Annotated in this window: 23 protein-coding genes; 18 read left to right on the top strand and 5 right to left on the bottom strand. The window is 69.0% G+C overall.

The window, feature by feature from the left end; all coding sequences use genetic code 11:
- Positions 1-22: 22 nt before the first annotated feature.
- Positions 23-1,762: an alpha,alpha-trehalase TreA gene (gene treA / locus MRS60_RS22415; RefSeq protein ID WP_243566710.1), complete on the top strand. Its 1,740-nt coding sequence runs from the start codon at positions 23-25 to the stop codon at positions 1,760-1,762.
- Positions 1,763-1,875: 113 nt separating this feature from the next.
- Here the strand turns inward: treA and MRS60_RS22410 are convergent, their stop codons facing one another.
- Both MRS60_RS22410 and MRS60_RS22405 read right to left on the bottom strand, forming a co-directional pair.
- Positions 1,876-3,363: a carbohydrate porin gene (locus MRS60_RS22410; protein WP_243566709.1), complete on the bottom strand. Its 1,488-nt coding sequence runs from the start codon at positions 3,361-3,363 to the stop codon at positions 1,876-1,878.
- 118 nt (positions 3,364-3,481) lie between these two features.
- A complete protein-coding gene (locus MRS60_RS22405; protein ID WP_243566708.1) occupies positions 3,482-3,751 on the bottom strand; it encodes a hypothetical protein in 270 nt (89 codons plus the stop codon).
- A gap of 1,059 nt (positions 3,752-4,810) precedes the next feature.
- Between MRS60_RS22405 and MRS60_RS22400 the strand changes: the two genes are divergently transcribed.
- Both MRS60_RS22400 and MRS60_RS22395 read left to right on the top strand, forming a co-directional pair.
- The gene (locus MRS60_RS22400) at positions 4,811-4,951 is read left to right on the top strand and encodes a hypothetical protein (protein WP_243566707.1); all 141 of its coding nucleotides are present in this window, start codon (positions 4,811-4,813) and stop codon (positions 4,949-4,951) included.
- A 115-nt stretch (positions 4,952-5,066) separates the two neighbouring features.
- Positions 5,067-6,713, top strand: a complete 1,647-nt coding sequence (locus tag MRS60_RS22395) for an NRAMP family divalent metal transporter (RefSeq protein WP_034180516.1) — start codon at positions 5,067-5,069, stop codon at positions 6,711-6,713.
- A 101-nt stretch (positions 6,714-6,814) separates the two neighbouring features.
- Here the strand turns inward: MRS60_RS22395 and MRS60_RS22390 are convergent, their stop codons facing one another.
- On the bottom strand, positions 6,815-7,720 hold the full coding sequence (locus MRS60_RS22390) for a helix-turn-helix transcriptional regulator (RefSeq protein WP_034180984.1): 906 nt from the start codon (positions 7,718-7,720) through the stop codon (positions 6,815-6,817).
- Between the two features lie 285 nt (positions 7,721-8,005).
- Here MRS60_RS22390 and MRS60_RS22385 point away from each other — a divergent pair, with 285 nt between their 5' ends.
- The 15 genes from MRS60_RS22385 (at position 8,006) to asnB (ending at position 24,398) form a co-directional block, all read left to right on the top strand.
- On the top strand, positions 8,006-8,839 hold the full coding sequence (locus MRS60_RS22385) for a helix-turn-helix transcriptional regulator (RefSeq protein WP_034180515.1): 834 nt from the start codon (positions 8,006-8,008) through the stop codon (positions 8,837-8,839).
- A gap of 242 nt (positions 8,840-9,081) precedes the next feature.
- On the top strand, positions 9,082-11,289 hold the full coding sequence (gene sctV / locus MRS60_RS22380) for a type III secretion system export apparatus subunit SctV (RefSeq protein ID WP_243566706.1): 2,208 nt from the start codon (positions 9,082-9,084) through the stop codon (positions 11,287-11,289).
- Positions 11,286-11,564, top strand: a complete 279-nt coding sequence (gene sctS / locus MRS60_RS22375) for a type III secretion system export apparatus subunit SctS (protein ID WP_006480854.1) — start codon at positions 11,286-11,288, stop codon at positions 11,562-11,564. The genes sctV and sctS overlap by 4 nt, the downstream gene beginning before the upstream one ends.
- Positions 11,564-13,618 carry a type III secretion system outer membrane ring subunit SctC gene (sctC, locus tag MRS60_RS22370; protein WP_243566705.1) on the top strand — a complete coding sequence of 685 codons (2,055 nt, stop codon included), beginning with the start codon at positions 11,564-11,566 and terminating at the stop codon, positions 13,616-13,618. Before sctS ends, sctC begins: the two co-directional genes overlap by 1 nt.
- Positions 13,599-14,957 (top strand): type III secretion system inner membrane ring subunit SctD, encoded by a 1,359-nt coding sequence (gene sctD, locus MRS60_RS22365; RefSeq protein ID WP_217587823.1) that lies wholly within the window; start codon positions 13,599-13,601, stop codon positions 14,955-14,957. Before sctC ends, sctD begins: the two co-directional genes overlap by 20 nt.
- Positions 14,958-15,098: 141 nt before the next feature.
- On the top strand, positions 15,099-15,311 hold the full coding sequence (locus MRS60_RS22360; RefSeq protein WP_034180511.1) for a hypothetical protein: 213 nt from the start codon (positions 15,099-15,101) through the stop codon (positions 15,309-15,311).
- Positions 15,312-15,459: 148 nt separating this feature from the next.
- Positions 15,460-15,933: a hypothetical protein gene (locus tag MRS60_RS22355; protein WP_034180983.1), complete on the top strand. Its 474-nt coding sequence runs from the start codon at positions 15,460-15,462 to the stop codon at positions 15,931-15,933.
- Positions 15,934-15,985: 52 nt separating this feature from the next.
- A complete protein-coding gene (sctJ, locus tag MRS60_RS22350) occupies positions 15,986-16,882 on the top strand; it encodes a type III secretion system inner membrane ring lipoprotein SctJ (RefSeq protein ID WP_034180510.1) in 897 nt (298 codons plus the stop codon).
- Entirely contained in the window at positions 16,879-17,625 is a 747-nt protein-coding gene (locus MRS60_RS22345) for a SctK family type III secretion system sorting platform protein (protein ID WP_034180509.1), read from the top strand. The genes sctJ and MRS60_RS22345 overlap by 4 nt, the downstream gene beginning before the upstream one ends.
- On the top strand, positions 17,607-18,236 hold the full coding sequence (gene sctL, locus MRS60_RS22340; protein ID WP_034180508.1) for a type III secretion system stator protein SctL: 630 nt from the start codon (positions 17,607-17,609) through the stop codon (positions 18,234-18,236). Before MRS60_RS22345 ends, sctL begins: the two co-directional genes overlap by 19 nt.
- Positions 18,233-19,615: a type III secretion system ATPase SctN gene (sctN, locus tag MRS60_RS22335; protein ID WP_243566704.1), complete on the top strand. Its 1,383-nt coding sequence runs from the start codon at positions 18,233-18,235 to the stop codon at positions 19,613-19,615. Before sctL ends, sctN begins: the two co-directional genes overlap by 4 nt.
- Entirely contained in the window at positions 19,608-20,309 is a 702-nt protein-coding gene (locus MRS60_RS22330; RefSeq protein WP_243566703.1) for a hypothetical protein, read from the top strand. The genes sctN and MRS60_RS22330 overlap by 8 nt, the downstream gene beginning before the upstream one ends.
- Positions 20,303-21,112: a type III secretion system export apparatus subunit SctT gene (gene sctT / locus MRS60_RS22325; protein WP_034180505.1), complete on the top strand. Its 810-nt coding sequence runs from the start codon at positions 20,303-20,305 to the stop codon at positions 21,110-21,112. The genes MRS60_RS22330 and sctT overlap by 7 nt, the downstream gene beginning before the upstream one ends.
- Before the next feature lie 18 nt (positions 21,113-21,130).
- Positions 21,131-22,162, top strand: coding sequence for an EscU/YscU/HrcU family type III secretion system export apparatus switch protein (locus MRS60_RS22320; protein WP_105391123.1), 1,032 nt, complete (start codon positions 21,131-21,133; stop codon positions 22,160-22,162).
- A 268-nt stretch (positions 22,163-22,430) separates the two neighbouring features.
- Positions 22,431-24,398 (top strand): asparagine synthase (glutamine-hydrolyzing), encoded by a 1,968-nt coding sequence (asnB, locus tag MRS60_RS22315; protein ID WP_034180503.1) that lies wholly within the window; start codon positions 22,431-22,433, stop codon positions 24,396-24,398.
- A 54-nt stretch (positions 24,399-24,452) separates the two neighbouring features.
- Here the strand turns inward: asnB and MRS60_RS22310 are convergent, their stop codons facing one another.
- On the bottom strand, positions 24,453-25,247 hold the full coding sequence (locus MRS60_RS22310; protein ID WP_243566702.1) for a lytic transglycosylase domain-containing protein: 795 nt from the start codon (positions 25,245-25,247) through the stop codon (positions 24,453-24,455).
- On the bottom strand, positions 25,244-25,918 hold the full coding sequence (gene sctR / locus MRS60_RS22305) for a type III secretion system export apparatus subunit SctR (protein ID WP_034180501.1): 675 nt from the start codon (positions 25,916-25,918) through the stop codon (positions 25,244-25,246). The genes MRS60_RS22310 and sctR overlap by 4 nt, the downstream gene beginning before the upstream one ends.
- Between the last annotated feature and the right edge of the window lie 3 nt (positions 25,919-25,921).

Below are 25,921 nucleotides of genomic sequence, written 5' to 3'. Positions count from 1 at the left end.
CATCGAAAGGAGGGGACACGCCATGACGTCACGTCGTGCCGCATCGATTGCATCTCGCTTCTCACGTCGCTTCTCGCGTCATCATGCACCGCGTCATGCACCGCCCGCGCCGCGTCTGCGCTGGGCCGCCGCACTGGCCGTCGCGTATCTCGCCGTCGCCGGCTGCGCCGCGCAGGCCGACAATGCGAACCAGGCCGCCGTGCAAGCGGCCGCCCAGTCGGCCGTGCCGACCGCAGCCGCGATTGCCGGCCCCGCGTCGGGCACGCTGCTGCCGCCGCCGAGCCAGCTCTACGGCGACCTGTTCGTCGCGGTGCAGACCGCACAGATCTATCCCGACCAGAAGACCTTCGTCGACGCGACGCCCGATACCGATCCCGCGACGATCGTGCAGTTGTATCAGCAACAGAAATCGCAGCCGGGCTTCTCGCTGAAGACGTTCGTCGGCCAGCACTTCACGCCGCCCCCGGAAGGCGGTGTGACACCGCCGCCGAACCAGACGCTGCGCCAGCACATCGACTGGCTGTGGCCGCAGCTCACGCGCACCAGCGCAACGGTGCCGCAGTACAGTTCGCTGATTCCGATGCCGAAGCCATACGTCGTGCCCGGCGGCCGCTTCCGCGAAGGCTACTACTGGGATACCTATTTCACGATGCTCGGGCTGCAGGTGTCGGGGCGCGAGGATCTCGTCGACGACATGCTCGACAACTTCGCGCACCTGATCGACACGATCGGGCACATCCCGAACGGCAACCGCACGTACTACGCGAGCCGCTCGCAGCCGCCGTTCTTCGCGTATATGGTCACGCTCGCCGCGCAGGCCGAAGGCGACAAGGTTTACCAGAAATACCTGCCCCAACTGCGCAAGGAACATGCGTACTGGATGCAGGGCGAAACCACGACGCCGCGCGGGCAGGCCGCGCGCAACGTGGTCGCGATGCCCGACGGCGCGGTGCTGAACCGCTACTGGGATGCGAGCGACACGCCGCGCGACGAGTCGTATCTGGAGGACGTGACGACCGCGAAGTCGGCGCCCGGCCGTCCGGCGAACGACGTGTACCGCGACCTGCGCGCGGGCGCCGAAAGCGGCTGGGACTACAGCTCGCGCTGGTTCGGCGACGGCAAGACGCTCGCGACGATCCGCACGACGTCGATCGTGCCGGTCGACCTGAACAGCCTGATGTTCCATCTCGAGACGACGATCGTGAAGGGCTGCGCGGTCACGCGCGACGTCGCATGCGTGACCGATTTCGCGGGGCGCGCGGCGCGGCGTGCGGCCGCGATCAACCACTATTTGTGGAACCGCCGCGGCTACTACGGCGACTACGACTGGCAGTTGCGCAAGCCGCGCGACGCCGTGACGGCGGCCGCGCTGTATCCGCTGTTCGCGGGCGTCGCATGGCCCGAACGTGCGAAGGCGACCGCGCGCGAGGTGCGCAAGACGCTGCTGAAACCGGGCGGCCTCGCGACGACGACCGAGAATACCGGCCAGCAGTGGGACGCGCCGAACGGCTGGGCGCCGCTGCAGTGGATCGCGATCGACGGGCTGCGTCGTTATGGCGAACCGGCGCTCGCGAAGGACATCGGCACGCGTTTCCTGTCCGACGTGAAGCATGTGTATGCAACCGAAGGCAAGCTCGTCGAGAAGTACGTGGTCGAAGGCGCGGGCACGGGCGGCGGCGGTGGCGGCGAATATCCGCTGCAGGACGGCTTCGGCTGGACCAACGGCGTCACGCTGAAACTGCTCGGGCTGTACGGGGAGTGATGCGCGGAGAGTGATGCACCGCGACGCACCGCGCGCGGCAAACGCACGGGCCGGACTGTCGCGCAAGCGGCCGTCCGGCCCGTTTTCGTTTCCGCTTCCGTATGCGGCTTGCGTCAGAACGTGATCGTCGTGCGCACGCCGACCACGGTTTCGTCGCCGATGCGCGCACCCGCCGCGTTCGGGTTCGGGATGCCGCCGCCCGGACGGAAGAAGTGCTGCAGGTCGGCCTGCAATTGCCACCACGGTGCGACCTGGTACTGGTAAGTCGCCTCGACGACCGTCTCCGCCCGGCGCACCGGATAACCGGGCGTCGTGTAGGTGCCGGTGTCGCCGTCCAGGCCGCGCGCATGCGAGCCGATCTTCGCGTAGCCGACCGCGATGCCCGCGACGTCGTTGTCGCGCCCCTTGAACGGCGCCTTCAGCGTCACGCCTGCATTGGCGGCGAAATCGACGATATTGCGATCGCCCGGCGCGCCCATCACGCGCGCGAACACGCCGACCGACCGCGGGCTGTCGTCCGACGGCCGCCAGACCATCTGGTCCGCGACCGCATAGAACCCGTAGTTGCCGCGATGGGAGGCGGGAATGCCGTTGCTCGCCGGATTCGCGAGCGACAGGCCGTCGGTGCCGTAGCGCGGATCGTTCGCATGCTGCGACTGATACCAGAAGCCGAGCTTGTAGGTGCCCGGCAGGCCGGCCGGTTGCGGCGCCTTCGGGTCGTCCGGCGGCGCGTTCAGCGCGTACTGCACTTCGCCGATCACGAACGCGCCGCTGCGCAGGTTGAAGTTGGTGCCGTGCGCGTTCAGCACCTGCGCGTCGCCGTCGGTGCGGCCGGCCGGGTTGCCGTCGAATACGCCGACCATCGCGGTCCATGCATCGGCCGGCTTCACGCGCAGCCGCACGCCGAGCGACGACAGCGGATACGCGGGGCCGCCGGACGGCAGATCGGTGGAAGGCAGCACGGGCCAGCCGAACGTGGCGTTCATGAACGTCGCCGCGTTCTGGCTCACCATGAACTCCTGGTCGACGCTCTGCTGGCCGACCTTCACGTCGACCTTGCCGTCGAGCAACGACTGCTGGTACCAGAGCTCCCACAGGCGCGTGGTCGAATTCGCTTCGATGCCGGTCGCGGTCTGCAGCGTCTGCAGGTAGCGCTGCGTGGCGTTGGTGCCGTGGATCTGTAGCGCCGACACGTTGAAGGTGCCGCCCGGCAGGCCGATCGCCTTGCCGGTGTCGACGTTGAAGCCGAATTGCGTGAGCCCCTGGTAGGCGCCGCCGCGCTTCGTGCCGCCGGACGTGTTGTACAGGTACTCGCTGGTTTCCTGCAGGCTCAGCGTGACGCCGTGATCGCCGAGCAGGTCGCGCAGGCCGCCCATGTTGCCGAGCAGGTTCGAACGCTCCCACAGGCCGGTGGGAGCGGGCGCGGCAGCATCGGCGGCCTGTCGTGCGGGCGCGGCGGCGTCGCTCGCGCCGGCCGCCGGTTCGGCCGCGGCCGGCGGCGACGATTGCGCGAACGCGGGCGCGGCGGCGAGCGACAGCAGCAGCGCGGCGAGCGCATTGACGCGCGGCTTGCGCGGAACGGGTTCGAGATGGTTCTTCATGCGGATTCCGTTGGCGATTCGATTAGTTAGACTGAAGAAAAGAATACGTGATGCGGGAAGCGTGGCGAGGCGGTCGCGCGGCGGCACATGGCGCGTGGCGCCCCCGCGCGTCGAGGGCTTACGGCAGCCAGCCGCCGACGCGCCACACTTGCGCGAAGCCGAGGCGCGACGCAGCCGAGCATAGCAGCGCGGCGAGCGCGACCGCGGCCGCCATCGCGGCGACCAGCATGCAGTCGAGCGGGCGCGGTGCCGCCGGCACGTGGGCGAGTGCCGCGCCGCGCCAGTTGCCGAACGCATGGGCGAGCGGCGAGAGGCCGGCAACGAACGAGCGGTCGCACGCGACGTGCACGATGCGCTTGAGTTTCACCGCGAACGATTGAATGAACATGACGCTGCCTCCGTCTGGTCCGGCGGATGCCGGACGACGTGATCGAGCGCGGGCGCATGACATGGCCTGCGATCGGAGGTTGGAACATAACGGAGCGTGCGACTGACGAACCGGCGATGGCCGGCCCGGGAGGAAGCGCGCTAACCCGACGAATGCGAGCTAGCGGCGAAAGACATGCGTCTGGCTGCTATCTCGCGATGGCTTGGCCGGCCTGGACCGGCATCGAACTGCAACTAGAGCATGTGTCCACGGAGGGACTCCCGTGATGAATTGGGGCGGATTGTAGTCGCGACTTTTGCCGCGGTGCAAGTGAAAAACGCAGAAAAGACGACGTGTGTGGCGTGCGAGTCGCGGCGGCACACGGTCGGCAAGCAGAGGGCGCTGCCGGGCGCCTGCCGTTGTTCGCACGCATCGACGCGTGACCGCATCGTGACGTGCTGAAAGGTTTCGGCACGTCATTTCAAGGGCAAATCTTTCAGCGTCGCAAGGCGGGAAGTTTATTTCGGGAAATGGGGTTTGGAGGGGTTGACTTCACTTTCGGGCGGTTCATAGAATTCGGCATCTTCACTCTTGGGGCCGCCGCCTTGGACGCCTGCAGTAGTCGATCTTCGAACGAAATTTCCGCCTGAGCGACCGACGTCCGCGCCTCATCGAAGCCGCCGTTTGTCCCCCGGGCAAACGGTGCGCGCAGCAGTATTCCGCAGTATCTCCCTACGTGCACCCTGATTCGCGCCGGTTAGCGTGATGCGTTTTCGCATGCGTTGTCCGGCTTCACCGCCGCCTGGCAGGCGGCCGCGTTCGTGCATGCCTCGTTCAGGCATCGCGAATGCCGGCCCGCAAGCCGGACGGCGGTCAACCGTGTTCCCCGGAACACCGCACAGGAGCCGCCGTGAACGACAGTGACAGTTGTCCCATATGCCCGTTGCACGCACCGACCCTTTTGAACCCGGGTCGCAGGGACACTCCGGCCGACTAGCCTGACACGTCGTTCAGGCCCCGGACTGGCCCCGCGCCCACCACGCGGCCGGCACGCCTGCCGTCGCCGCACGGAGCCAGACCATGAACTTCGGCCTTCTGCTGTCGAACCTGCCGCACGTCGCGGAATCGCGCAAACAATACGATGCGATGCTGACGCTCGATGCCCGTCCGCGGGTGTTCTCCCGCCTGCTGAACCAGCTGAAATCGTTGATCCGCCACTGAAGAAGCGCCGAGCGCGCCTCGGCATGCGCACGCGCGGCTGCCTGCGGGCAGGCCCCGCGTACGCATCCCAAGGTCACACGCTCATCGAATAACCATTAGCCGTACGGAACAAATCATGTCCACGCCATCCAACGTCTCTCCACCGATCGCCGCGGAACGCAGCGCCGTGCTCGACGAAGCCCATGTCGGCGACATCCGCGGCGCGCTCGGCACGATCGCGCATCACGACACCGCCGCGCGCGGCACATGGTGGGCGCGGCTGCGCACGCTGCTCGCGATCATCGGCCCGGGCCTCATCGTGATGGTCGGCGACAACGATGCCGGCGCATTCGGCACCTACACGCAGGCCGGCCAGAACTACGGCACGACGCTGCTGTGGACGCTGCTGCTGCTCGTGCCCGTGCTGTACGTGAACCAGGAAATGGTGCTGCGCCTCGGCGCGGTCACGGGCGTCGGCCATGCACGCCTGATCTTCGAGCGCTTCGGCAAGTTCTGGGGCGCGTTCAGCGTGATCGACCTGTTCCTGCTCAATGCGCTGACGATCGTCACCGAGTTCATCGGCATCACGTTCGTGCTGGATTTCTTCGGATTGCCGAAGGTGGCCGGCGTGTGCGTGGCCGCCGCGCTGACGATGGCCGCGGTGAGTACCGGCGATTTCAGGCGCTTCGAGCGGTTTGCGATCGGGCTGTGCGTACTGAGCCTGCTGCTGGTGCCGGTGCTCGTGTCGATCCATCCGCCCGTCGCGCAGATGACGCGCGATTTCCTCGTGCCGAACTGGCCCGTGCACGCGAAGCTGTCGGACGTGATGCTGCTCGTGATCGGCATCGTCGGCACGACCGTCGCGCCGTGGCAGCTGTTCTTCCAGCAGAGCTACGTGATCGACAAGCGCATCACGCCGCGCTTCATGAAGTATGAAAAGGTCGACCTGTGGATCGGCATCGCATTCGTGCTGGTCGGCGCGGTCGCGATGATCGGTTTCAGCGCCGCGCTGTTCGGCGGCCATCCGGAAGCCGGCAATTTCACCGACGCGGGCGGCATCATCGCGGGCCTCGAGAAGTATGCGGGCCGCACGGGCGCGACGCTGTTCGCGGTGGCGCTGCTCGACGCGTGCATCATCGGCGCGGCGGCCGTGTCGCTGTCGACCGCGTATGCGATCGGCGACGTGTTCAAGATCCGCCATTCGTTGCACCGCGGCGTGTCCGACGCGAAGGGCTTCTATCTCGTGTACTTCGGCATCGTCGCGGCCGCGGCCACGCTCGTGCTGATCCCGGGCAGCCCGCTCGGCCTGCTGACCGAAGCCGTGCAGACGCTCGCGGGCGTGCTGCTGCCGAGCGCGACGGTGTTCCTGCTCGTGCTGTGCAACGACCGCCAGGTGCTGGGGCCCTGGGTCAACTCGACGAAGCTCAACGTGTTCACGGGCGCGGTGATCTGGGTGCTCGTGCTGCTGTCGATCATCCTGACCGCGTCGGTGATGTATCCGGACATCAGCGGCGAAGCGATCGTCGACGTGCTGGTGGGCGGCACCGTGCTCGCGATTGCCGGCTATCTCGCGACGGTGCTGATTCGCCGCCACAAGCGCGTCGTCGAACCGGCGCTCGATCGCTCGCTGCGCGACACGTGGCGCATGCCGCCGCTCGACACGCTCGAGCCGCAGAACATGACGCTCGCGACGCGGATCTGGATGGCCGTGCTGCGCGGCTATCTGGTGATCGCGGTCGGTCTCGTGATCGTCAAGGTCGTGCAGATGACGCTGCTGAAGTAACGCGGATCGTCTGCCAGGAAGCGGCACCGGACCCGGCACCGCGCCGCAACCCGTGCAAGCCGGCCCGTCGAGGCCGGCTTGTGCGTTTACGCGCGCCGTCGTCAGATCAGCTCGAGCTTCGACGTCAGGTACGTGAGCTGGATCCGGTTCGCGACGCCGAAGCGCTTGCGCAGCTTGCGCAGGTGATAGTCGACGTTGTGCGCGCTGGTGTCGAGGCGCCGGCCGATCTCCTTGTCGGATGCGCCTTCGGCGATGCCGAGCAGCAGTTCCTGCTCGAACGGCGTGAGCCCGTTTACCGTACGCTCGCGCGACGTCGCGATCAGTTGCGGCGACGCGAACTTGTGCACCGACAGCCCGATCGACAGCGCCTGCTCGATCGTCGCCGGCGTGATCCATTCGCGCGTGCGGCGCGGCGCGGTGAAGCTCATGAACGCATGCAGCCGCGTGCCGGGCACGGCCATCGAATACATGATGCCGCTGCACATCCCGTCGTCCTGCATCGTCTGCAGGAAACCGTCGAGCGCGGCCGGCGTCACGCACGGGCCGGCGTCGCGCTCGCGGTGTTCGCGGCGCAGCTGCTGCAGGTCCCACACGATCGGCATGTTGCACACGCGCGCGCCGAGCGTGCGCGGATCGACGTCGTGATGGTTGTGCCGCACATAGTCGCCGCGATAGGTGGCCGGCGTGAACGCTTCGTGCAGGTAGAGACTTTCGACACGCTCGCGCGCGAATTCGAGCGCGAAGTACGCGAACGTCGAGAAGCCTGTCAGGTGCAGCAGGCTCGTGACGATCCGGTTGCGCTCGGCGGTGCTCTGCGCATGCGCGAGCGTATCGGCGACGCCGAGCGTCGGCGCGTGCGGCTGCGCGACTTCGCCGCGCTTGACGTCGTCGCACCAGACGACCTGCACGGTACGCTCCCGCAGCGCGTCCGCGCATGCGCTCGACCCGCGCGACGGGCGGGAAAAGGTCGGGGCGACCGCTTCTTCATGCAATGCAATATCGGACATGAGCCATCCCTCGGAATCGACGCGCATCGCCTGGCGGCGGCCGTATCGTGTACGGCATTCGCGGCGGTGCGATCGAGCATCGTTTTTGATCTGCGCCGATCGTCATCCCTGACGAAACGCGGGGGCATTGTACAAAAAATGCCTGTGTGCGCGTAATATGCCGTAATACTAATTGCGGCGAAAGGTTCATATTCGCACGCATATAACAACGACCAGAAAATCATAAAGAAAAGACCAGATCGTGACGGGGCGCAGTTTCACATATTGGGAAAGGGCGGGCTCCTCATGACATATGCTGACGGCGCACCACGCGTCGAATGGTTTTCACAGGCCGATATAGCGGCCGCTGCCGCTTATTCGAACGAATATCAGGCAATCGACCGCGACGTTTTTACCGGCATTCAAATTGCACTCGGTAAAACCGACCTTGCTTCGGCCGATTTCGCGCAATGCCATGCGCGATTGCGGCAAATCGGTTTCAGTACCCTCGGTTACGGCGCCTATGAAATGATCGGGCGGCGCATCCTGTGCGCGCATCTGCTGCGCGACCTCGCGCCGGCGACGTTCATGCAGCCGTTTATCGAAGGGATGCTGTACGAGAGCGACCCGCGGTTCGCGCAGGTGCGGCAGAGCGGCTTTCCGGTCGCGTGGCGGCTCGACGAGATCGAGGCGGCCGCGCAGGGCAGCGGCGACCGCAAGGTGCTGGCGCTCGCCGGCCATCTGCGCGCGCACGCGATGAACAGCGGCGTGATCTTCAGCCTGTCGGCGCCGCGCCTCGACCTGCGCGTCGCGGTGAACGTGACGTCCGAGACGCACGGCACCGAATGGATCGACGATCGCGTGATCGGCGGCGCGCTGGCCGTGAGCCTCGCCGTGCATCGTGTCGCGCTGCCGTTCCTCGAGGCGCGCATCGCGCGGATGCGCGGCTTCGCGCTCGGCGACGAGCAGCAGCAGGTGCTCGACCGTCTCGTGCACGGGCTGTCCGACCAGGAGATCGCGAGCGCGCTGCGCACGTCGCTGCACAAGGTCGGCCACCATATCCGTTCGCTCGAAAAACTCTTCAACGTGCAGAACCGCGCGCAGCTCGCGTACCTCGCCGCGCGGCGCCTTCAGCCCTGACCTGACGCACGCGCCGGCGGCCCGCCGCGCGATGGAAGCGGTTCCGGCGGCGTGTGCCCGAGCGCGCCGCCGGGTTTCGTAGTCCGATCCGATCGCCGCCGGGAAACGCGCTTTCGCGCTACGAGGTGCATCCCTTTTTCCACCGGTTCGCGTCGCTACACTCGTCCCATTCAACGGTCCGTGCGGCACGGGGCAGGGTTGCCCGTGCCGGCCGGCGATAACGACGACAGGACACCGGCACGATGGCAGAACCGAAGGCGCTCCCCCGCGACTGGCAGCGGTTGTTTTCCGCTGGCCGCGGCGTGTCCGGACGGCGTCTCCGGGGCGCATCGCCGCGCGCCGACCTGTTCATCGCCGCGTTCATCGTCGCGGTCGTCGCGCTGTTCATCCTGCCGCTGCCGCAGGCCGCGCTCGACGGGATGATCTCGCTGAATCTCGCCGTGAGCGTGGTGCTGCTGACGGTATCGACCTACGTGCCGTCGGCGGTCAGCTTCTCGTCGTTTCCCGCGCTGCTGCTGTTTACGACGCTGTTCCGGCTCGCGCTGAACATCGCGTCGTGCAAGCTGATCCTGCTGCATGCGAACGCCGGCCACGTGATCGACGCGTTCGGGCGGCTCGTCGTCGGCAACAACGTGGTGGTGGGCGGCGTGGTGTTCCTCGTGATCGCCGTCGTGCAGTTCATCGTGATCGCGAAAGGGTCGGAGCGGGTGGCCGAAGTCGGCGCGCGCTTCTCGCTCGACGCGATGCCGGGCAAGCAGATGAGCATCGACGCGGACCTGCGCGCGGGCATCATCAGCGCCGACGAAGCGCGCGAGCGCCGCGAGAAGCTCGAGCAGGAATCGCAGATGCACGGCGCGATGGATGGCGCGATGAAGTTCGTGAAGGGCGACGCGATCGCGGGCCTCGTGATCGCGTTCATCAACATCGTCGCGGGGATCGCGGTCGGCACACTGATGCACGGGATGGATATCGGCGCGGCGCTGCAACGCTACGCGATCCTGACGGTCGGCGACGGCATGGCGTCGCAGATTCCGTCGCTGCTCGTGTCGATCGCGGCCGGCATCGTGACGACGCGCGTCGCGACCCGCGATGCGCGGCAGCGCCAGCTCGGCGAACAGCTCGGCGAGCAACTGGGCGCGCATCCGCGTGCGCTGCTGATCGCGGCGCTGGTGCTGGCCGGTTTTCTCGTCGTGCCCGGCTTTCCGAAATGGTCGTTCGCGCTGATCGCGCTCGGCCTCGGTGCGGTCGGGTTCTCGCAGATCAAGCACAAGACGACCGCGCCGAGCTTCAACCTGATTCAGATCGCGGGGCGCATCGGCACGGCCGACGACGGCCAGCCCGCGAAGGTGTCGCACGCAGCGGGCGTCACGTCGCTGATCGCGGTATCGCTGTCCGACGACCTGCGCACGAGCCTGAACCTCGCGCAACTGCAGGCCGCGCTGTCGAGCGCGAAGGCGCGCGTCGACGCGGATATCGGCACGGTGTTCCCGCGCATCACGCTGAACGACGACGAAGGTGCGGCGGCCGGCACGTACCGGATCTACCTGCAGGACGTGCTCGCCGCGCACGGCGCGCTGAAGCCGGGCTGGCTGCTGTGGGACGGTGTCGCGCCGCTGCCCGAACGCGCGGAGCGCCAGCCGGCCGAGGCGTTCGGCCCGTTCGCGACCGCGTTGTGGATCAAGCACGACGGCGCCGCGCCGGACGGCAAGTGGCTGTCGAGCGAAAGCGCGCTCGCCGCGCACGTCGAGCAGATCGTGCGCCAGCATGCGGACGAACTGCTGGGGATTCAGGAGACGCAGGCGCTCGTGCATCTCGTGCGCCGCGAACACCCCGAGCTCGTGGGCGAGCTGACGCGGCTCGTGCCGCTGCAGCGCGTGACCGAAGTGCTGCGCCGGCTGCTCGCCGAACAGGTACCGATCCGCAACCTGCGCGTGATTTTCGAGAGCCTGATCACGTGGGCGCCGAACGAACCCGACGACGTGATCGCGCTGGTCGAACTCGTGCGCGTCGACCTGCGCCGGATGATCACCGACCGCCATGCGGGCACGACGCGCCAGCTGCGGGTCGTGCTGTTCGAGCAGAACCTGCAGGAGCGGATCGAGAGCGCGGTGATGCGCACGAAGCAGGGCAATTTCCTCGCGCTGTCGAGCGCGATCAAGCAGGACATCGGCGAACAGGTACGCGCGATCGTGCAGGCCGCGCAGGCGGCCGGCCCCGGCGGCTACGGCAACGCGCAGGGCGCGGCGCGGCTCGCGGTGATGGTCGCGCTCGGCGCGCGCCGCTATGTGAAGACGATCCTGCAGCCGGTGCTGCCCGAACTGGCGGTGCTGTCGTACCAGGAGGTCGAGGAGGACGTGCAGCTGCACACGATCGGCTGGGTGAAGAACCCGCCGGACGACGGCTCGGTCGGCGCGGGCGCCGACGTGCGCGTGCCGGGAGCCGTGCAATGACGAGCTCGACGATCCTCGACCTGACGCGCCAGGCGCTGATGCTCGTGCTGCTGCTGTCGCTGCCGATCGTGCTGATCGCCACCGTCACGGGCCTCGTCGTCGCGATCCTGCAGGCCGTCACGCAGGTGCAGGACGCCAACATCGGCATCGCGGTGCGATTGATCGCCGTGATGGTCGCACTCGTGCTGCTGTCGGGCTGGCTCGGCGGCGAAGTGCTGCGCTTCGCGCAGCAGGCGCTGGAACGCATGTTCGTTTCTTCCACAGGAGTCCTTTGATGCGTCGACGCGTCGCCCCGATCCGGTTTCAACCGCGCAGCCTGCAACGGGCCGCGCTTGCCATGTGCGCGACCGCGCTGCTCACGGCGTCGCTGAGCATGGCGCCCGCGCAGCCGGCCCGCGCCGCGGACCTGCGCTGGCGCAACAAGCCGTTCACGATCGTCGCGAACGGCAAGAAGATCGGCGACTTCATTCGCGAACTCGCATCGTCGCAGGGCGTGACGGCGGTGGTCGACCCGAAGGTCGACGGCGTGATCAGCGGCCGCTTCTCGGGCACACCGCAGCAGACGCTCGACACGATCTGCTCGACCTACGGGCTCACGTGGTACTACGACGGCTCGTTCCTGTACGTCGATCCGGCCGACCAGTCGCAGACGCAGATGATCCCGATCCCGCCGAACGCATCCGGCGAAATCGGCCGCGCGCTGCAGGCGATGCAGATTCCCGACAAGCGCTACACGCTCGTGATCAACGATCGCGCGAACAGCGTGTACGTGGCCGGCCCGCGCCGCTACGTCGAGCTCGTGCGGCAGGCGGTCGGCTCGGTCGGCGATCCGGCGGCGAACGGCGCGCATGCGGACATCCGCGCGTTCCGGCTGAAGTACGGCTGGGCGTCGGATTTCACGATCAACCGCTCGGGCAAGGAAGTGACCGTGCCGGGCGTCGCGACGATCCTGAGCCGGCTGTTCGGCAAGGGCGGCGGCACGAACGCGCTGCCGTCGAGCACGTCGCTCGGGCAGGCCGCGCGCCAGGTGAAGCTCGGCTCGGGGCTGACGATCGCGGTGCCGCGCCTCGATTTCCCCGATATCTCCGGCGGCCCGCGTTCGGGTGGCTATGCCGGCGACGGCAGCGCGACCGGCGGGTTCTCGCCGTTCTCGAACGGCGGCGGCGGCGACGCGCTGCCGCAGATCGTCGCCGATCCGGCGATCAACGCGGTGATCGTGCGCGACCTGCCGGAGAACATGTATCGCTACCAGTCGCTGATCAACCAGCTCGACGAGCGGCCGCGCATCGTCGAGATCAACGTGACGATCATCGACATCAACGAGGATTCGCTCGACAGCCTCGGGATCGACTGGCGCCTGCACACGACGCACGGCGACGTGCAGATCGGCAACGGCGCGAATCCGCTGAACGGCAACACGCAGTACAACGGCTCCGGCAATCCGCCGCTGACGTTCGGCGTCGGCACGTCGGAAACCGGGCAGACGGGCGCCTTCCTGCCGACGGGTATCGCGCTGACCGCATCGATCGGCGGCTCGCTGCGCAACTACCTGCTCACGCGCGTGAACGCGCTCGCGCAGAAGGGGCAGGCGCAGTTGCGTTCGAAACCGAAGGTGCTCGCGCTCGACAACACCGAGGCGATCCTCGAGAACCTCACGCAGTTCTACGTGCAGGTGCAGGGCTACCAGGATTCGTCGCTGTACAGCGTGACGACCGGCACGAGCATCAAGGTGACGCCGATGATCGTCGACGAGGCGATCCGCAACGCGGCCGCCGTATCCGCGGTAGCCGTTCGCAATCCGCAGAGCGTGATGATGTCGATCGACATCCAGGACGGCAACGTCGTGCAGGGGCAGGCCGTGTCGAACATCCCGGTGATCCAGCAGCGCAATATCGTCACCAAGTCGATGATCGACGAAGGCAAGAGCCTGCTGATCGCCGGTTTCAACGACGACGAGGTGAAGCTGAACAAGAGCGGCGTGCCCTGGCTGTCCGACATCCCGCTGATCGGCAACCTGTTCAAGTACACCGACAAGTCGGGCAACCACATGGAGCGGTTCTACCTGCTGACGCCGCGCGTGGTGACGACCGCGTCGATGTACGCGCCGGACGGCTCGCCCGTGAACCCGGGCGCCGACGGGCCGGCGAACCAGGAAGGCATGTCGATGTATCGGCCGCCGGACAACGACGTCGCGGTGCCGCTGACGCCGAAGCCGCTGCCCGGCACGAAGTTCGGCCCGCCGGCGCTGCCGCCGCCGCCGAAGGATGCGGCGTCGCAGCCGGCGGCGACGACCGCAGGAGCCACCACCCATGTCGACGACCATCATTGACCCGCACGGCGACGGCGCATTGCCCGGCGGCGCGGGAGGCGCGGGGGCGGGCGCTGCCGCGCTCGCGTCGCCGTGGAACCTGTGCTTCCTGAGCGGGCCGATGTACGGCCGCACGATGTCGCTTGCGCGCGGCGCGAACTGGGTCGGCACGGCGGCGGATTGCGAAGTGATCCTGCCCGATCGCGAGATCGGCGCGAAACAGGTGTGCCTGCAGGTCGGCGCGCTCGCGGTGACCGTGCAGAACCACGGCGGCGACGCCGGCGCGCCGGTGCTGTTCAACGACGAACCGCTCGGCAGCGGCCGCCGCTCGATGACGCCGCACGACGTCGTGACGGTCGGCTCGATCCGGCTCGGCATCGCGCGGCACGCGCAGGCGAGCGTCGCGGTGCCCGACGAAACCGACGCGCCGGATGCCGCGCGCGAGGCCGCGTGGCTCGGCTGGCTCACAGGCGGGCTGCGCCGGCTCGGCAGCCGTCGGCTCGTGATCGCACTGGTCGCGCTGTGGATCGGCGTGCTGCTCGGCGCGCTCGGCTACGGCTTCGTCGCGTGGTCGGGGCGCCTGCCGTGGCAGCACGAATCGGTGCTCGCGCGCACGCACCGGCTGCAGCAGCTGCTGCACGCGTATCCGGAGCTGGCCGTCGCGCCGCGCGACGACGGCGTGATCGTGTCCGGCTACGTGAGCGACCCGGCCGCGCGCGAACGCGTCGCGCAGATCGTCGCGGGCGTCGACAACGCGGCGCTCGGCAACATCTACGTGGTCAGCGATCTGGTGGCGACCGCGCAGACCTATTTCAGCGATACGGCGCTGACGGTCGCGTATCTCGGCCGCGGCCGGATCGAGCTGACGGGCGCGGCCGCGCGCGCGCAGATCGAGCCGCGCATCCGCAACTACATGAAGGACGCGCGCCCGGCGCTCGAAGTGGTCGATCACGTGCGCGATGCCGATCCGGCCGCGCCGCGCACGACGACGACACTCGGCGGGACGGCCGGCATTCCGGAGATCACGACCGTGTTCGCCGGCGACGGCGACCAGCGCTATATCGAGACGGTCGACGGCAGCCGCTATTTCGAGGGCGCGCGGCTGAAGGACGGGCCGACCGTCGTGTCGATCGGCGCGGACGAAGTCGTGTTCGAACGCAACGGCCAGCGCATCACGATGCCGCTCGGCGGCGCATCGGCGAACGCGCCCGAGCAGGCGCCGGCGCCGCCCGTGGCACCGCTCGCGAGCGGTGCGGCGGCCGGGGTCGCGCAGCCGGTGCCGGGGCCGACGCTGTTGCCGGGCGCACCGCAAGCGGGTGCCAAGGCGGCCGGTGCGTCGACGAAGGAGGCGGCGCACTAGCGCCGCGACAGGTCATGCGCATCGCTCGACAGGCGGTGCGCGCATTACGCGGGGCGTCGCATCGGTGCGGCGGCTCACGTCGCCGGCGGGGCATGGGGCCATCGCCGGAAGGTGGATGAAGTTCACGTTAAGGAGCGAAACATGGGTACCCAGGCCGCAGGTGGTGCAACCAACACGAACCAGGTCCAGCAGCAGGCCGACGACCTGACCAAGACGCAGCTCGAACTGACGAAGATCAACTTCCAGGTCCAGCAGTCGACCGCGACGTTCGAAACCAGCAACGCAGTGACCGCGCAGGAGGGGACGGCGAACGCCCAGGTTGCGCAACACCTGAGCTCGGCCGGCCGCGCATGACGCCGGTCGCCGGCCGCGCCGCGTGCCGATGCGCGCCGGGTTTGCCCGCGAAGGGCGCCCGGCCGCGGATGCGCGTGTGCCGGCCGGCCTGTTCCGGGCGGGCCCGACCGATCCGGTCCGGCGCCTGCCAGCCAAGGAGGGCATGAATATGTCAGTGACAGGCGTAGGCGCGGCGCCGCCGGGCGCGGCCGCGCTCGCGGGTGCCGTGCAGCAGACGGGCTCGGCGTCCGATCCGGCGCAGGTGCGCCAGTTCGATGCGTTGATGCAGCCGGGCGCATCGCCGGCGGCGTCGTCTTCGTCGGGCGTCGCGATGTCGCGCGCGCCGGCGGACGCGGCGCCGGCCGTGCAGATGACGCCCGCGCAGGCGAACCAGTCGTCGCTCGTCGAGCGGTTGCGCACCTACGGCAACGATCTCGACACGCGGTACGCGAACATCGACAAGCATCGCAGCGAAATGCTGACGTCGATGGCGGACAGCCGCAGCGATCCGATGATGACGATGGTGAAGGCGATGGATTTCCAGTGGACGGCGACCACCACGATTTCGGAATACCAGTTGAGCCTGTCGGTCGCGCAGGCGGCGAACGGCTTCACGCACACGGTGCTGAAGACGCAGGAGTGAAAGCGTGCGTGCAGGCTGAATTCGGCCTCACGCACCCTGAAGCGGACAAACGATGACGACGATCGATTCGACGCCGCGCGCGCATGCGTGGCGCAGCCGGGCGGCGCGCGCGCTGCTCGCGGGGCTGCTCGTGCTGTTGGCCGGGTGCCAGAAGGAGCTGTACTCGGGCCTGTCGGAGCGCGATGCGAACCAGATGGTCGCGGTGCTCGGCGACGCGGGCATCAGCGCGTCGAAGGACAACGACGCGCGCGACACGTCGGACCGCAACGCATGGCTCGTGAGCGTAGCGGACGGCGACATGCAGTCGGCGCTCACGGTATTGCAGGCGAACGGGCTGCCGAAGCCGAGTTATGCGAGCCTCGGCGAGCTGTTCCAGAAGCAGGGCCTCGTGTCGACGCCGGCCGAGGAGCGTGTGCGCTATCTGTACGGCGTATCGCAGGACCTGTCGCGCACGCTGCAGGACATCGAGGGCGTGGTCGTCGCGCGCGTGCAGGTCGTGATTCCGGAGAACGATCCGCTCGCGGACAAGATCAAGCCGTCGTCGGCGGCCGTATACATCCGCTATCGGTCGGGCGTCGACCTGCGCGCGATGGCGCCGATGGTCAAGGATCTCGTCGCGCACAGCATCGAAGGGCTGCAGTACGACAACGTGTCGCTGTTCCTGCAGCCGGCCGCCGCGCAAGCAGCGCGCGTGGACGGGATCGGCAGCGCGGTGACCGATATCGTGCGGCTGCGCTCGCCGCTCGGCTGGCTCGTGTTTGCGCTGATCCTGCTGACCTGCGCGGTGATCGCGCTGTCGGCGGCGCGGCGCGGAATGTTCGGCGCGCGGCTCGCGGGCCTGCTCGGCGCGCCGCGCGGCGCCAATGGCGGCGCGTCCGCGCAGCCGGCATCCGGGCAGCCGGCCGGCGGCGGTCTGCGCACGCCGGACGGCGCGCGCGATGGCGCATGAGCGATCCGCATGCACCACCGGCTGACGCGGCCGCCCCGTCCGATACGGCGCCGCTGCCGTGGCTGCAGCCGCTCGCGCCGCCGCCAGCCGCGCGCCGTGCCGCGTTTCATGCGCTCGTCTGCGACTTCAACCTGCGGCCCGACCGTTATCTGCACGTGACGCGCGTGCCAGCCGACTGGCCCGCGCGCTACCGCTCGCCGGACGCGTTCGGCGCGGCCGGCCGCAAGCTGCTCGCGCGGCACCTGCTCGACGTGCACGGCGTGGCCGACCGGCACGACTTCGACGTCGCGAACCCGTGCGCGCGGCTCGCGCTGCTGCCCGGCGCGGCGCTCGAGCAACTGGCGTCGTATGCGGGGCTGCTGCTGCATCGCAACTGGCTGCGCGATGCGCTGACCGTGCGGCGCATCCGCGCGGAAATCGCGGCCCGGCTCGGCGGCGACGCGCTGGAACTCGCGCTCGAACGCGCGCCGGAATTCGGCGCGCTCGCGGATACGCTCGAACCGTGGCGCGCTGATCCCGCCGCGCTGCCCGTCGTGATCCGCGCACGCGGCGGACGGCTGCTCGCGGATTTCATCGGCGTGGCAGGCGACGCGGTCGCGCGGCGCACGCGCCTGAAGTTCAACCGCGCGATTGACGACGAAGCGCCGTACTGGCTGAACCGCGCGCAGCGCGACCAGTTCGGCGAACTGATGTTTCTGTTTCTGATTCCCGAGAGGCTTGCGTCATGGGACTGGCTTTTCTGATCACGAGCGACAACCTGCAGCTGCTGTCGGAGCGCAAGGTGCTCAAGGAGCGCGAATACGCGGCGCTGCTCGACGCGTCCGCGGTGATCGCGACCGCGCACGACGAGGCCGCGCGCATCGTCGCCGACGCGCAGCGCGAATTCGACAAGCGGCAGGCGGCCGGCTACGACGAAGGGATGCGCCGCGCGCAGCGCGAGCAGGCCGCGCAGGCGTACACGCAGGCGCTCGCCGCCGCGCGCACGATGGAGACGATGAAGGACGCGATGGCCGATATCGTCGTGAAGGCCGTGCGCGCGATCGTCGGCGAGATGAGCACGCAGAAGCTGTACGAGGCCGCGCTGGCGCGGATCGCGCCGCTCGTGCGCGACGAGGCGTTTCTGGTCGTGCATGTCGCGCCGGGCCGCAAGGACGAGATGCGCGACGCGCTCGACGGCGCATTCGCGGGGCAATCGAACCGGCAGAAGATCCGCATCGTCGAGGATGCGCAGCTCGAACGCCATGCGTGCACGGTCGAGACGCCGTCCGGGCGCATCGACGCGAGCCTCGACCTGCAGATCGACGCGCTGCGCCAGGCGATCCGCCGCGACGCGCTGAAGGGCGCCGCGCGATGAACGCGCCGCTCGACGAAACGCAGCCGTTCGGCAGCGGCGACGACGACGGCGCGCCGTTCGATCGCGGCCGCCTCGTCGGCGAACTCGACGCGGGGCTCGCGTTTTTCTCGCCGGTATCGGTGCAGGGCCGCGTCAATCACGCGGTCGGTCAGATCTTGAATGCGACGGGCATCCGCGCGCGGCTCGGCGAGATCTGCGAACTTCGCACGCCGAACCAGCCGACGCTGCTCGCCGAAGTGGTCGGCTTTTCGCGGCAGACGACGCTGCTCACGCCGCTCGGCGACGTGGCCGGGCTGTCGCCGGAAACGACCGTCGTGCCGTCCGGGCGCGAGCATGTGTTTCCGGTGGGAGAAGGGTTGTTCGGCCGCGTGCTCGACGGGCTCGGCCGGCCGCTCGACGATCGCGGGCCGGTGACGGGCGCCGCGTGGGTGTCGACGCAGCAGGACCCGCCGAACCCGCTCGCGCGCCGGATGATCGACACGCCGTTTCCGACCGGCGTGCGCGTGATCGACGGGCTGATGACGCTCGGCGTCGGGCAGCGCGTCGGCATCTTCGCGCCGTCGGGCGTCGGCAAGAGCACGCTGCTCGGGATGATCGCGCGCGGCGCGCAGGCCGACGTGAACGTGATCGCGCTGGTCGGCGAACGCGGCCGCGAGGTGCGCGAATTCATCGAGCACAGTTTGTCGCCCGAGGTGCGCGCGCGCTCGATCGTCGTCGTGTCGACGTCCGATCGCCCCGCGATGGAGCGCGTGAAATCCGCGCTCGTCGCTACCGCGATTGCCGAGCACTTCCGCGATGCGGGCAAGCGCGTGCTGCTGCTGGTCGATTCGCTGACGCGCTTCGCGCGCGCGCAGCGCGAGGTCGGCCTCGCGAGCGGCGAGCCGCCGACGCGGCGCAGCTTCCCGCCGTCGACGTTCGCGGTGCTGCCGCGCCTGCTCGAACGCGCGGGGCAGGGCGCGAGCGGGTCGATCACCGCGCTCTACACGGTGCTCGTCGAAGGCGACGAGGAATCGGACCCGATCGCCGAGGAAGTGCGCTCGATCCTCGACGGCCATATCGTGCTGTCGCGCAAGATCGCGCTCGCGAACCGCTATCCGGCGATCGACGTGCTCGCGAGCCTGTCGCGCGTGATGCCGCTCGTCGCGAGCCGCGCGCACCAGCAGGCGGCCGCGCGCGTACGCGAGCTGATCGCGAAGTACCAGGAGATCGAACTGCTCGTGCAGATCGGCGAGTATCGCGAAGGCAGCGACCGGCTCGGCGATCTCGCGCTGCGTGCGCGCGACGCGATCGGCGCGTTCTGCGCGCAGGCGTCGCACGAGGACGTGCGCTTCGACGCGCTGCTCGCGAAGCTGACGAAGCTGGCGAACGATCATGTCTGAAGCCGACGACCGCCTCGTGCTCGTCACGCTCGCGCGCCTGAAGCGCGTGCGCGAGATGCGCAGCCAGATCGCGCGCGTCGCGGCCGCGCGCCAGCAGGGCATCGCCGCGCAGAGCCGCCGCGCGCTCGACGCCGCGCACGCGCAGCTCGCGCAGCAGGTGGCCGCGAAGGCCGCGATCCAGACGCGTCTTGCCGACGACGTGCGCGAGGCGCGCGTGCTGCAGAACGCGGCGGCCGATACGCGCACGTTCGACCGGCACATCGGCACCGCGAACGCGTCGGTGAGCGAGGCCGCGCACGTGCATCGCGGCCACGAGGCGACGCTGGCCGACCTGCAGCGCGCCGCGCGCAAGGCGAAGGCCGCCGAGGACAAGCTCGACAAGGCCGGCGAGAAGGCGCTGCACGCGCGTGCCGCGCGGGTCGAGCGCGATGCCGACGAAGTCGCGGACGGCTACGCGGTGCGGCGCTTCGCGACGGCCGGGGTATGGTCAGGCGCGGCGGGCGACGTGGCCGGCCACGCGGCCGCGCAGCCGGAAGCGGCCGCCGCGTTCGACGCGGAGATGGCCGCCCGGCCGGCCGATGCGGAAGCCGGCTCGGCCGACGTGACCGACATGGGCGACACAGCCGCTTCAACCGCCTCAACCGCCCCGGCCGACGACCCCGAGCCGCCCGCCGCCGCGGAGCGCCGATGCTAGACCAGGCCGCGGGTTTCAACGACGTCGCGGGTACGCTGCGGCCGCTGCTCTACGTGATGCCGCGCCTGTTGCCGATCATGTTCGTCGTGCCGGTGTTCAACGAGCAGATCATCACGGGGCTCGTGCGCAACGGGATCGCCGTCGTGATCGCCGCGTTCGTCGCGCCGGCGATCGACTCCGCGCAGGTGGCCGCGCTGCCGTTCCTGATGTGGTGCCTGCTCGTCGCGAAGGAGGCGGTGGTCGGCATGCTGCTCGCGGGCGCGTTCAGCGCGGTGCTGTTCGCGATCCAGGGCGTCGGCTACCTGATCGACTTCCAGACGGGCAGCGGCAGCGCCGCGTTCTTCGATCCGATGGGCGGCCACGAGGGCGGACCGACCTCGGGCTTCCTCAATTTCGTCGCGATCGCGCTGTTCGTCACGGCCGGCGGCCTGCAGGTGCTCGTGCAACTGTTCGCGCAGTCGTATGCGTGGTGGCCGATCGGCTCGCTCGGCCCCGATTTCTCGTCGATGCTGCAGACCTTCATCGTGCGGCAGACCGATACGATCTTCGAATGGATGGTGAAGCTCGCCGCGCCGGTGACGATCGTGCTGGTGCTCGTCGAGCTCGGCATCGGCCTCGTCGGGCGCGCGGTGCCGCAGCTCAACATCTTCGTGTTCTCGCAGCCGCTGAAGAGCGCGCTCGCGCTGCTGATGATGGTGCTGTTCCTGCCGGTGGTGTACGCGGCGCTGCATTCGCTGCTGAGCCCCGACAGCGGGCTGATGGCGCTGCTGCGCGCGCTGTTCGCCGCGCACGGCGGCGCCTGAGCGCGCGACGGAGCCGACATGGCCGAAAAGGACCAGAAGCCGACCGCGAAGCGCCTGCGCGAGGCGCGCGAGAAAGGCGACGTGCCGAAGAGCGCGGAAACGATTTCGTCGGCGTTCTTCGTCGGCGTATGCGTCGCGCTCGCGGTCGGAATCGGCGCGCTGTTCGCGCGGCTGCAGTCGCTGTTCCGGCTCGTGTTCGACGCGATCGGCGCGGCCGACCCGTCGGCACGGATCGCGGTGCTGATCGACGGCGCCGCGCGCGACTGGGCGACGCTGTCCGCGCAGATCGTCGCGGCCGGGCTGCTGGCCGGCCTGCTCGCGGGCTTCGTGCAGGTCGGCGGCGTGATGGCGTGGAGCCGCCTCATGCCGCAACTGTCGCGCCTTAATCCGGCCGCGGGGCTGAAGAACCTGTGGTCGATGCGCAACCTCGTCAATCTCGCGAAGATGCTGCTGAAGACGGTGCTGCTCGCCGCGACGCTCGGCTGGCTGATCGTCGAGTCGCTCGACCCGTCGGTGCAGTCGGGTTTCACGCGACCGATCTCGATCCTCGCGCTGATCGTGAAGCTGCTGATGCTGCTGTTCGGCTGGGCCGCGCTGATCTACATCGTGATGGCGCTGATCGACATCGTGCATCAGCGTCACGAGTTCAACCAGAAGATGAAGATGTCGATCGACGAAGTGCGACGCGAGCACAAGGAGGACGAGGGCGACCCGCACATCGAGGCGAAGCGCCGGCAGCTCGCGCGCGAAGCGCAGTTCGCGTCGCTGCCGGACCGGATCGGTTTCGCGTCGGTGGTCGTCTATTCTCCGCGCGTCGCGGTCGCGCTCTATTACGGCGGGATCGGCACGCTGCCGTGGGTGCTCGCGCGCGGCGAAGGCGAGGCGGCCGAGCGGATCGTGCGGCTCGCGCGCGACGCGCTGCGCCCGACGCTTGCGAACGTCGGGCTCGCGCAGGCGCTGTACGAGACGACACCCGAGAACGGCACGATCCAGCAGCAGCATTTCCGCGAGGTCGCGCAGTTGCTGAAATGGGCGACCGGCGCTGTCTGACGCACACCGCGGCGGGCATATCCCCATGCCGTCCCCTTTATTCAGGACAGCGGGCCTGCACGGCCATCCGTTCCAATTCAATATGGCCCTTTGCGCGGTCATGCGCGCGCGGCGCTTGACGTCATTTTTTTCCGGTCGTCGCCGGAATTCACCGGTGAATTATTGCTGAATTATTTCTTCGTAATATGGCTCGACCGTTACGCCTGACGGCGGGCCGCGAGGTTGCGCCATGCGTGACGGAACAGGTCAACAGGGGCAGACAAATCAAATGTGCGGAATCGACGGCTTTCTGAATAGCGTCGCCTGCGATGAGGAGACAGCGCGCGGCACGCTCGCGCGAATGACGGCGAGCCTCGCGCATCGCGGGCCGGACGGGCAGGGCATCTGGGTCGATCCGGAAGCCGGCATCGCCCTCGGCCACCGGCGGCTTGCGATCGTCGACCTGTCGGTGCATGGCCGACAGCCGATGGCATCCGCGTGCGGCCGCTACGTCATGGTCTTCAACGGCGAAATCTACAACCATCGCGAACTGCGTGCCGAGCTCGAGCGCGCGGGTCGCGCACCGGCGTGGCGCGGCCACTCCGACAGCGAGGTGCTGATCGCGGCGATCGTCGCGTGGGGCGTCGAGGCGACGCTGCGGCGCGCGACCGGCATGTTCGCGTTCGCGCTGTGGAATCGCGAGTCGCGGGTGCTGACGCTCGCGCGCGACCGGATCGGCGAGAAGCCGCTCTACTACGGCCGGATCGGCGACGCGCTCGTGTTCGCGTCGGAGCTGAAGGCGCTGCGCGGCTATCCGGGCTTCGACGGCACGGTCGACCGCGATGCGCTGTGCCTGTATCTGCGCCAGTCGAGCGTGCCCGCGCCGTACACGATCTATCGCGGCATCCGCAAGCTGCCGCCCGGCACGTACATCCAGTTCGAGCATGCGCGCGACACGCCGCGCGTGCGCGCGTACTGGACGCTCGAACAGGCGATCGAGAACGGCCGCGAGCAGCCGTTCGAGGGCAGTGCCGACGAGGCCGTCGGCCAGCTCGACGCGATCCTGCGCCAGGCCGTCGCGCGGCAGATGGAAGCCGACGTGCCGCTCGGCGCGTTCCTGTCGGGCGGCGTCGATTCGTCGGCGATCGTCGCGCTGATGCAGGCGCAATCGGCGACGCCGGTCGACACGTTTACGATCGGCTTCCATGAAGCCGGCTACGACGAAGCCGGTTACGCGAAGGCCGTTGCGCGCCATCTCGGCACGCGGCATACCGAGCTTTACGTGACGGCCGACCATGCGCTCGGCGTCGTGCCGAAGCTGCCGTCGATCTACGACGAGCCGTTCGCCGATGCCTCGCAGATCCCGACCTTTCTCGTGTCGGAGCTGACGCGCCGGCATGTGAAGGTGAGCCTGTCCGGCGACGGCGGCGACGAGCTGTTCGGCGGATATACGCGCTACTTCCTGACGCCGCGCCTGTGGCGCAAGCTGCATCGAGTGCCGGCCGCCGTGCGCGCGCGGATCGCCGCCGCGCTGCATGCGCTGCGGCCCGATCACGCGGACCAGCTCGCGGCCGTCGCACAGGGTGCATGGGGCGGCGTGGAGGCGCGCGAATCGGCGTCGCGCATCGGCGACCGCCTGCACAAGCTCGGCCATGTGATGACGGCCGAGAGCCGCATCGGCCTGTACCGGCTGCTGATGTCGTCGGTGCATCATCCCGAGCGCATCGCGCTGTCGGGGCAGGAGCCGCCGACGCCGCTCGACACGGTGTCCGCGTGGCCCGCGCACCTGAGCTTCGCCGAGCAGGCGATGGCGATCGACACGCTCACGTATTTGCCGACCGACATTCTCGCGAAGGTCGACCGCGCGGCGATGGCCGTGAGCCTCGAGACGCGCATGCCGTTTCTCGATCATCACGTCGTCGAATTCGCGTGGCGCGTGCCGGCGTCGGTGCGCTTGCCGGAAGGGCAGTCGAAGGCGCTGCTGCGCCGGCTGCTCGACCAGTACGTGCCGTCGGCGCTGATCGACCGGCCGAAGCAGGGCTTCTGCGCGCCCGTCGATCACTGGCTGCGCGGCTCGCTGCGCGACTGGGCCGAGGCGCTGCTGCGGCCGTCGCGGTTGCGCGAAGAGGGTTTCTTCGATGCGGCCGCGGTCGAGCGTCTGTGGCGGCAGCACCAGACGGGGCGGATGAACTGGCAGCATCAGTTGTGGACGGTGCTGATGTTCCAGGCGTGGCTGGAGGCGCAGCGGGCGGGGTGACGCGGCGTTCGACTTGCTGACGACGGCCCGCGCACACGCCCGCGCCGCACCCGGTCACTGATCGAGACACCGCACGCACAGCCGCTTCGCCTGGTTCGCCGGCAGCCCGCGGCACATCATCACCACCGGGCGCGCGTGACACGAAGGCGCATCGGCGGACGCGGCGGGCGACGCCAGCCGGCGCGCGTGTTCGGGTGGCGTGACGGCGGCGGCTTCCGTGCGCCGGCGGCGCTCGGGCGGCGGCGTGTCGCTTACGACCGGAATCGGTTCGACGCCGCCTTCGCGCGCGTTGCGTTGCGCGCTCGCGACGACGCGGCTCACGTAGCCGCTCGAGAAGCCGGTCGTGAAGTTGCCGCTGTAGTAGCACGACAGCGCCGCGCGCAATGCGGCCTGCGCGGCGCGGCCGGTGCCCGACGAGCGCGCGAAGCATTCGGTCAGGATCGCGCCGCCGGCCCGCAGGTTGCGGCACGGCTCGAACATCGTCGCTTCGTCGAGCCCGTATTTCGAGAAATTTCGTTCGTTCACCTGCGCGAGGCCGACGCTGTAGCTGAAGCCGCGCGACGCAAGCTCGCGCGCGGTCGCGCGTGCCTCGTCGAGCGACGCGGGCTGGCGCGCCAGGTGGCCGCCGACCACGCCGATCGCGTACGGATTGAAGCCCGATTCGGTGCGCACGAGCGCGGCGAGCGTGTCGGGATCGACGTTCGGCGCACACGCGCGAGCGAGTTGCGCGAAGCCCGCGCCGCTGGCCGCATGCGCGATGCGCGGCTGCATGCCGGCGAATGCGAGCACGAGCAGCCCGACCAGCGCGCACAGGTGCACGGCGGCGGTTCGCAGGCCGCGCGCATTCATCCCGCGCCCGCCACGCGGTACGACAGCACGAGCCCGTGCACGAGCAGCGACCAGCCGTCGAGCGCGACGAACAGCAGCAGCTTGAACGGCACCGAGATCGTCGTCGGCGAGATCATCTGCATCCCGAGCGCGAGCAGGATGTTCGCGACCAGCAGGTCGACGACGATGAACACGATATAGATCACGAAACCGATCTGGAACGCCTTCGTCAGCTCGGCGAGCGTGAAGCTCGGCACCAGCACGAGCAGGTCGTCGTCCTTGATGCCGTCCGCGCGGTTCTTCGGCCAGACCGACGTCGCGGTGCGCACGAAGAATTCGCGGTCGCGCTGCCGCGTATGCGACACGAGGAAATCCTTGATCGGCGGCAGCGCGGCATCGGCGAGCGCGCCGACGTCGGCGGTCGACAGCTGCCCCGATGCGTCGAAGTGGCGCGCCTGCAGCGCGTCGCGGATCGACATCCCGACGGGCGCCATGATGAACAGCGACAGGATCAGCGCGATGCCGTTCAGCACGAGGTTCGGCGGCACCTGCTGGATCCCGAGCGCGGAGCGCAGGAGGCCGAGAACGACCACGAGCTTCGTGTAGCTCGTCACCATCAGCGCGGCGAACGGCGCGATGCCGAGCGCGGCGATCACCGCGATCAGCGCGACCGGATTCGGCAGGTTGCCCATCGC

This window comes from Burkholderia pyrrocinia (assembly GCF_022809715.1).
GTDB classification, from domain to species: Bacteria; Pseudomonadota; Gammaproteobacteria; order Burkholderiales; family Burkholderiaceae; genus Burkholderia; species Burkholderia pyrrocinia_C.
This window is presented reverse-complemented; position numbering and strand designations above follow the sequence as displayed.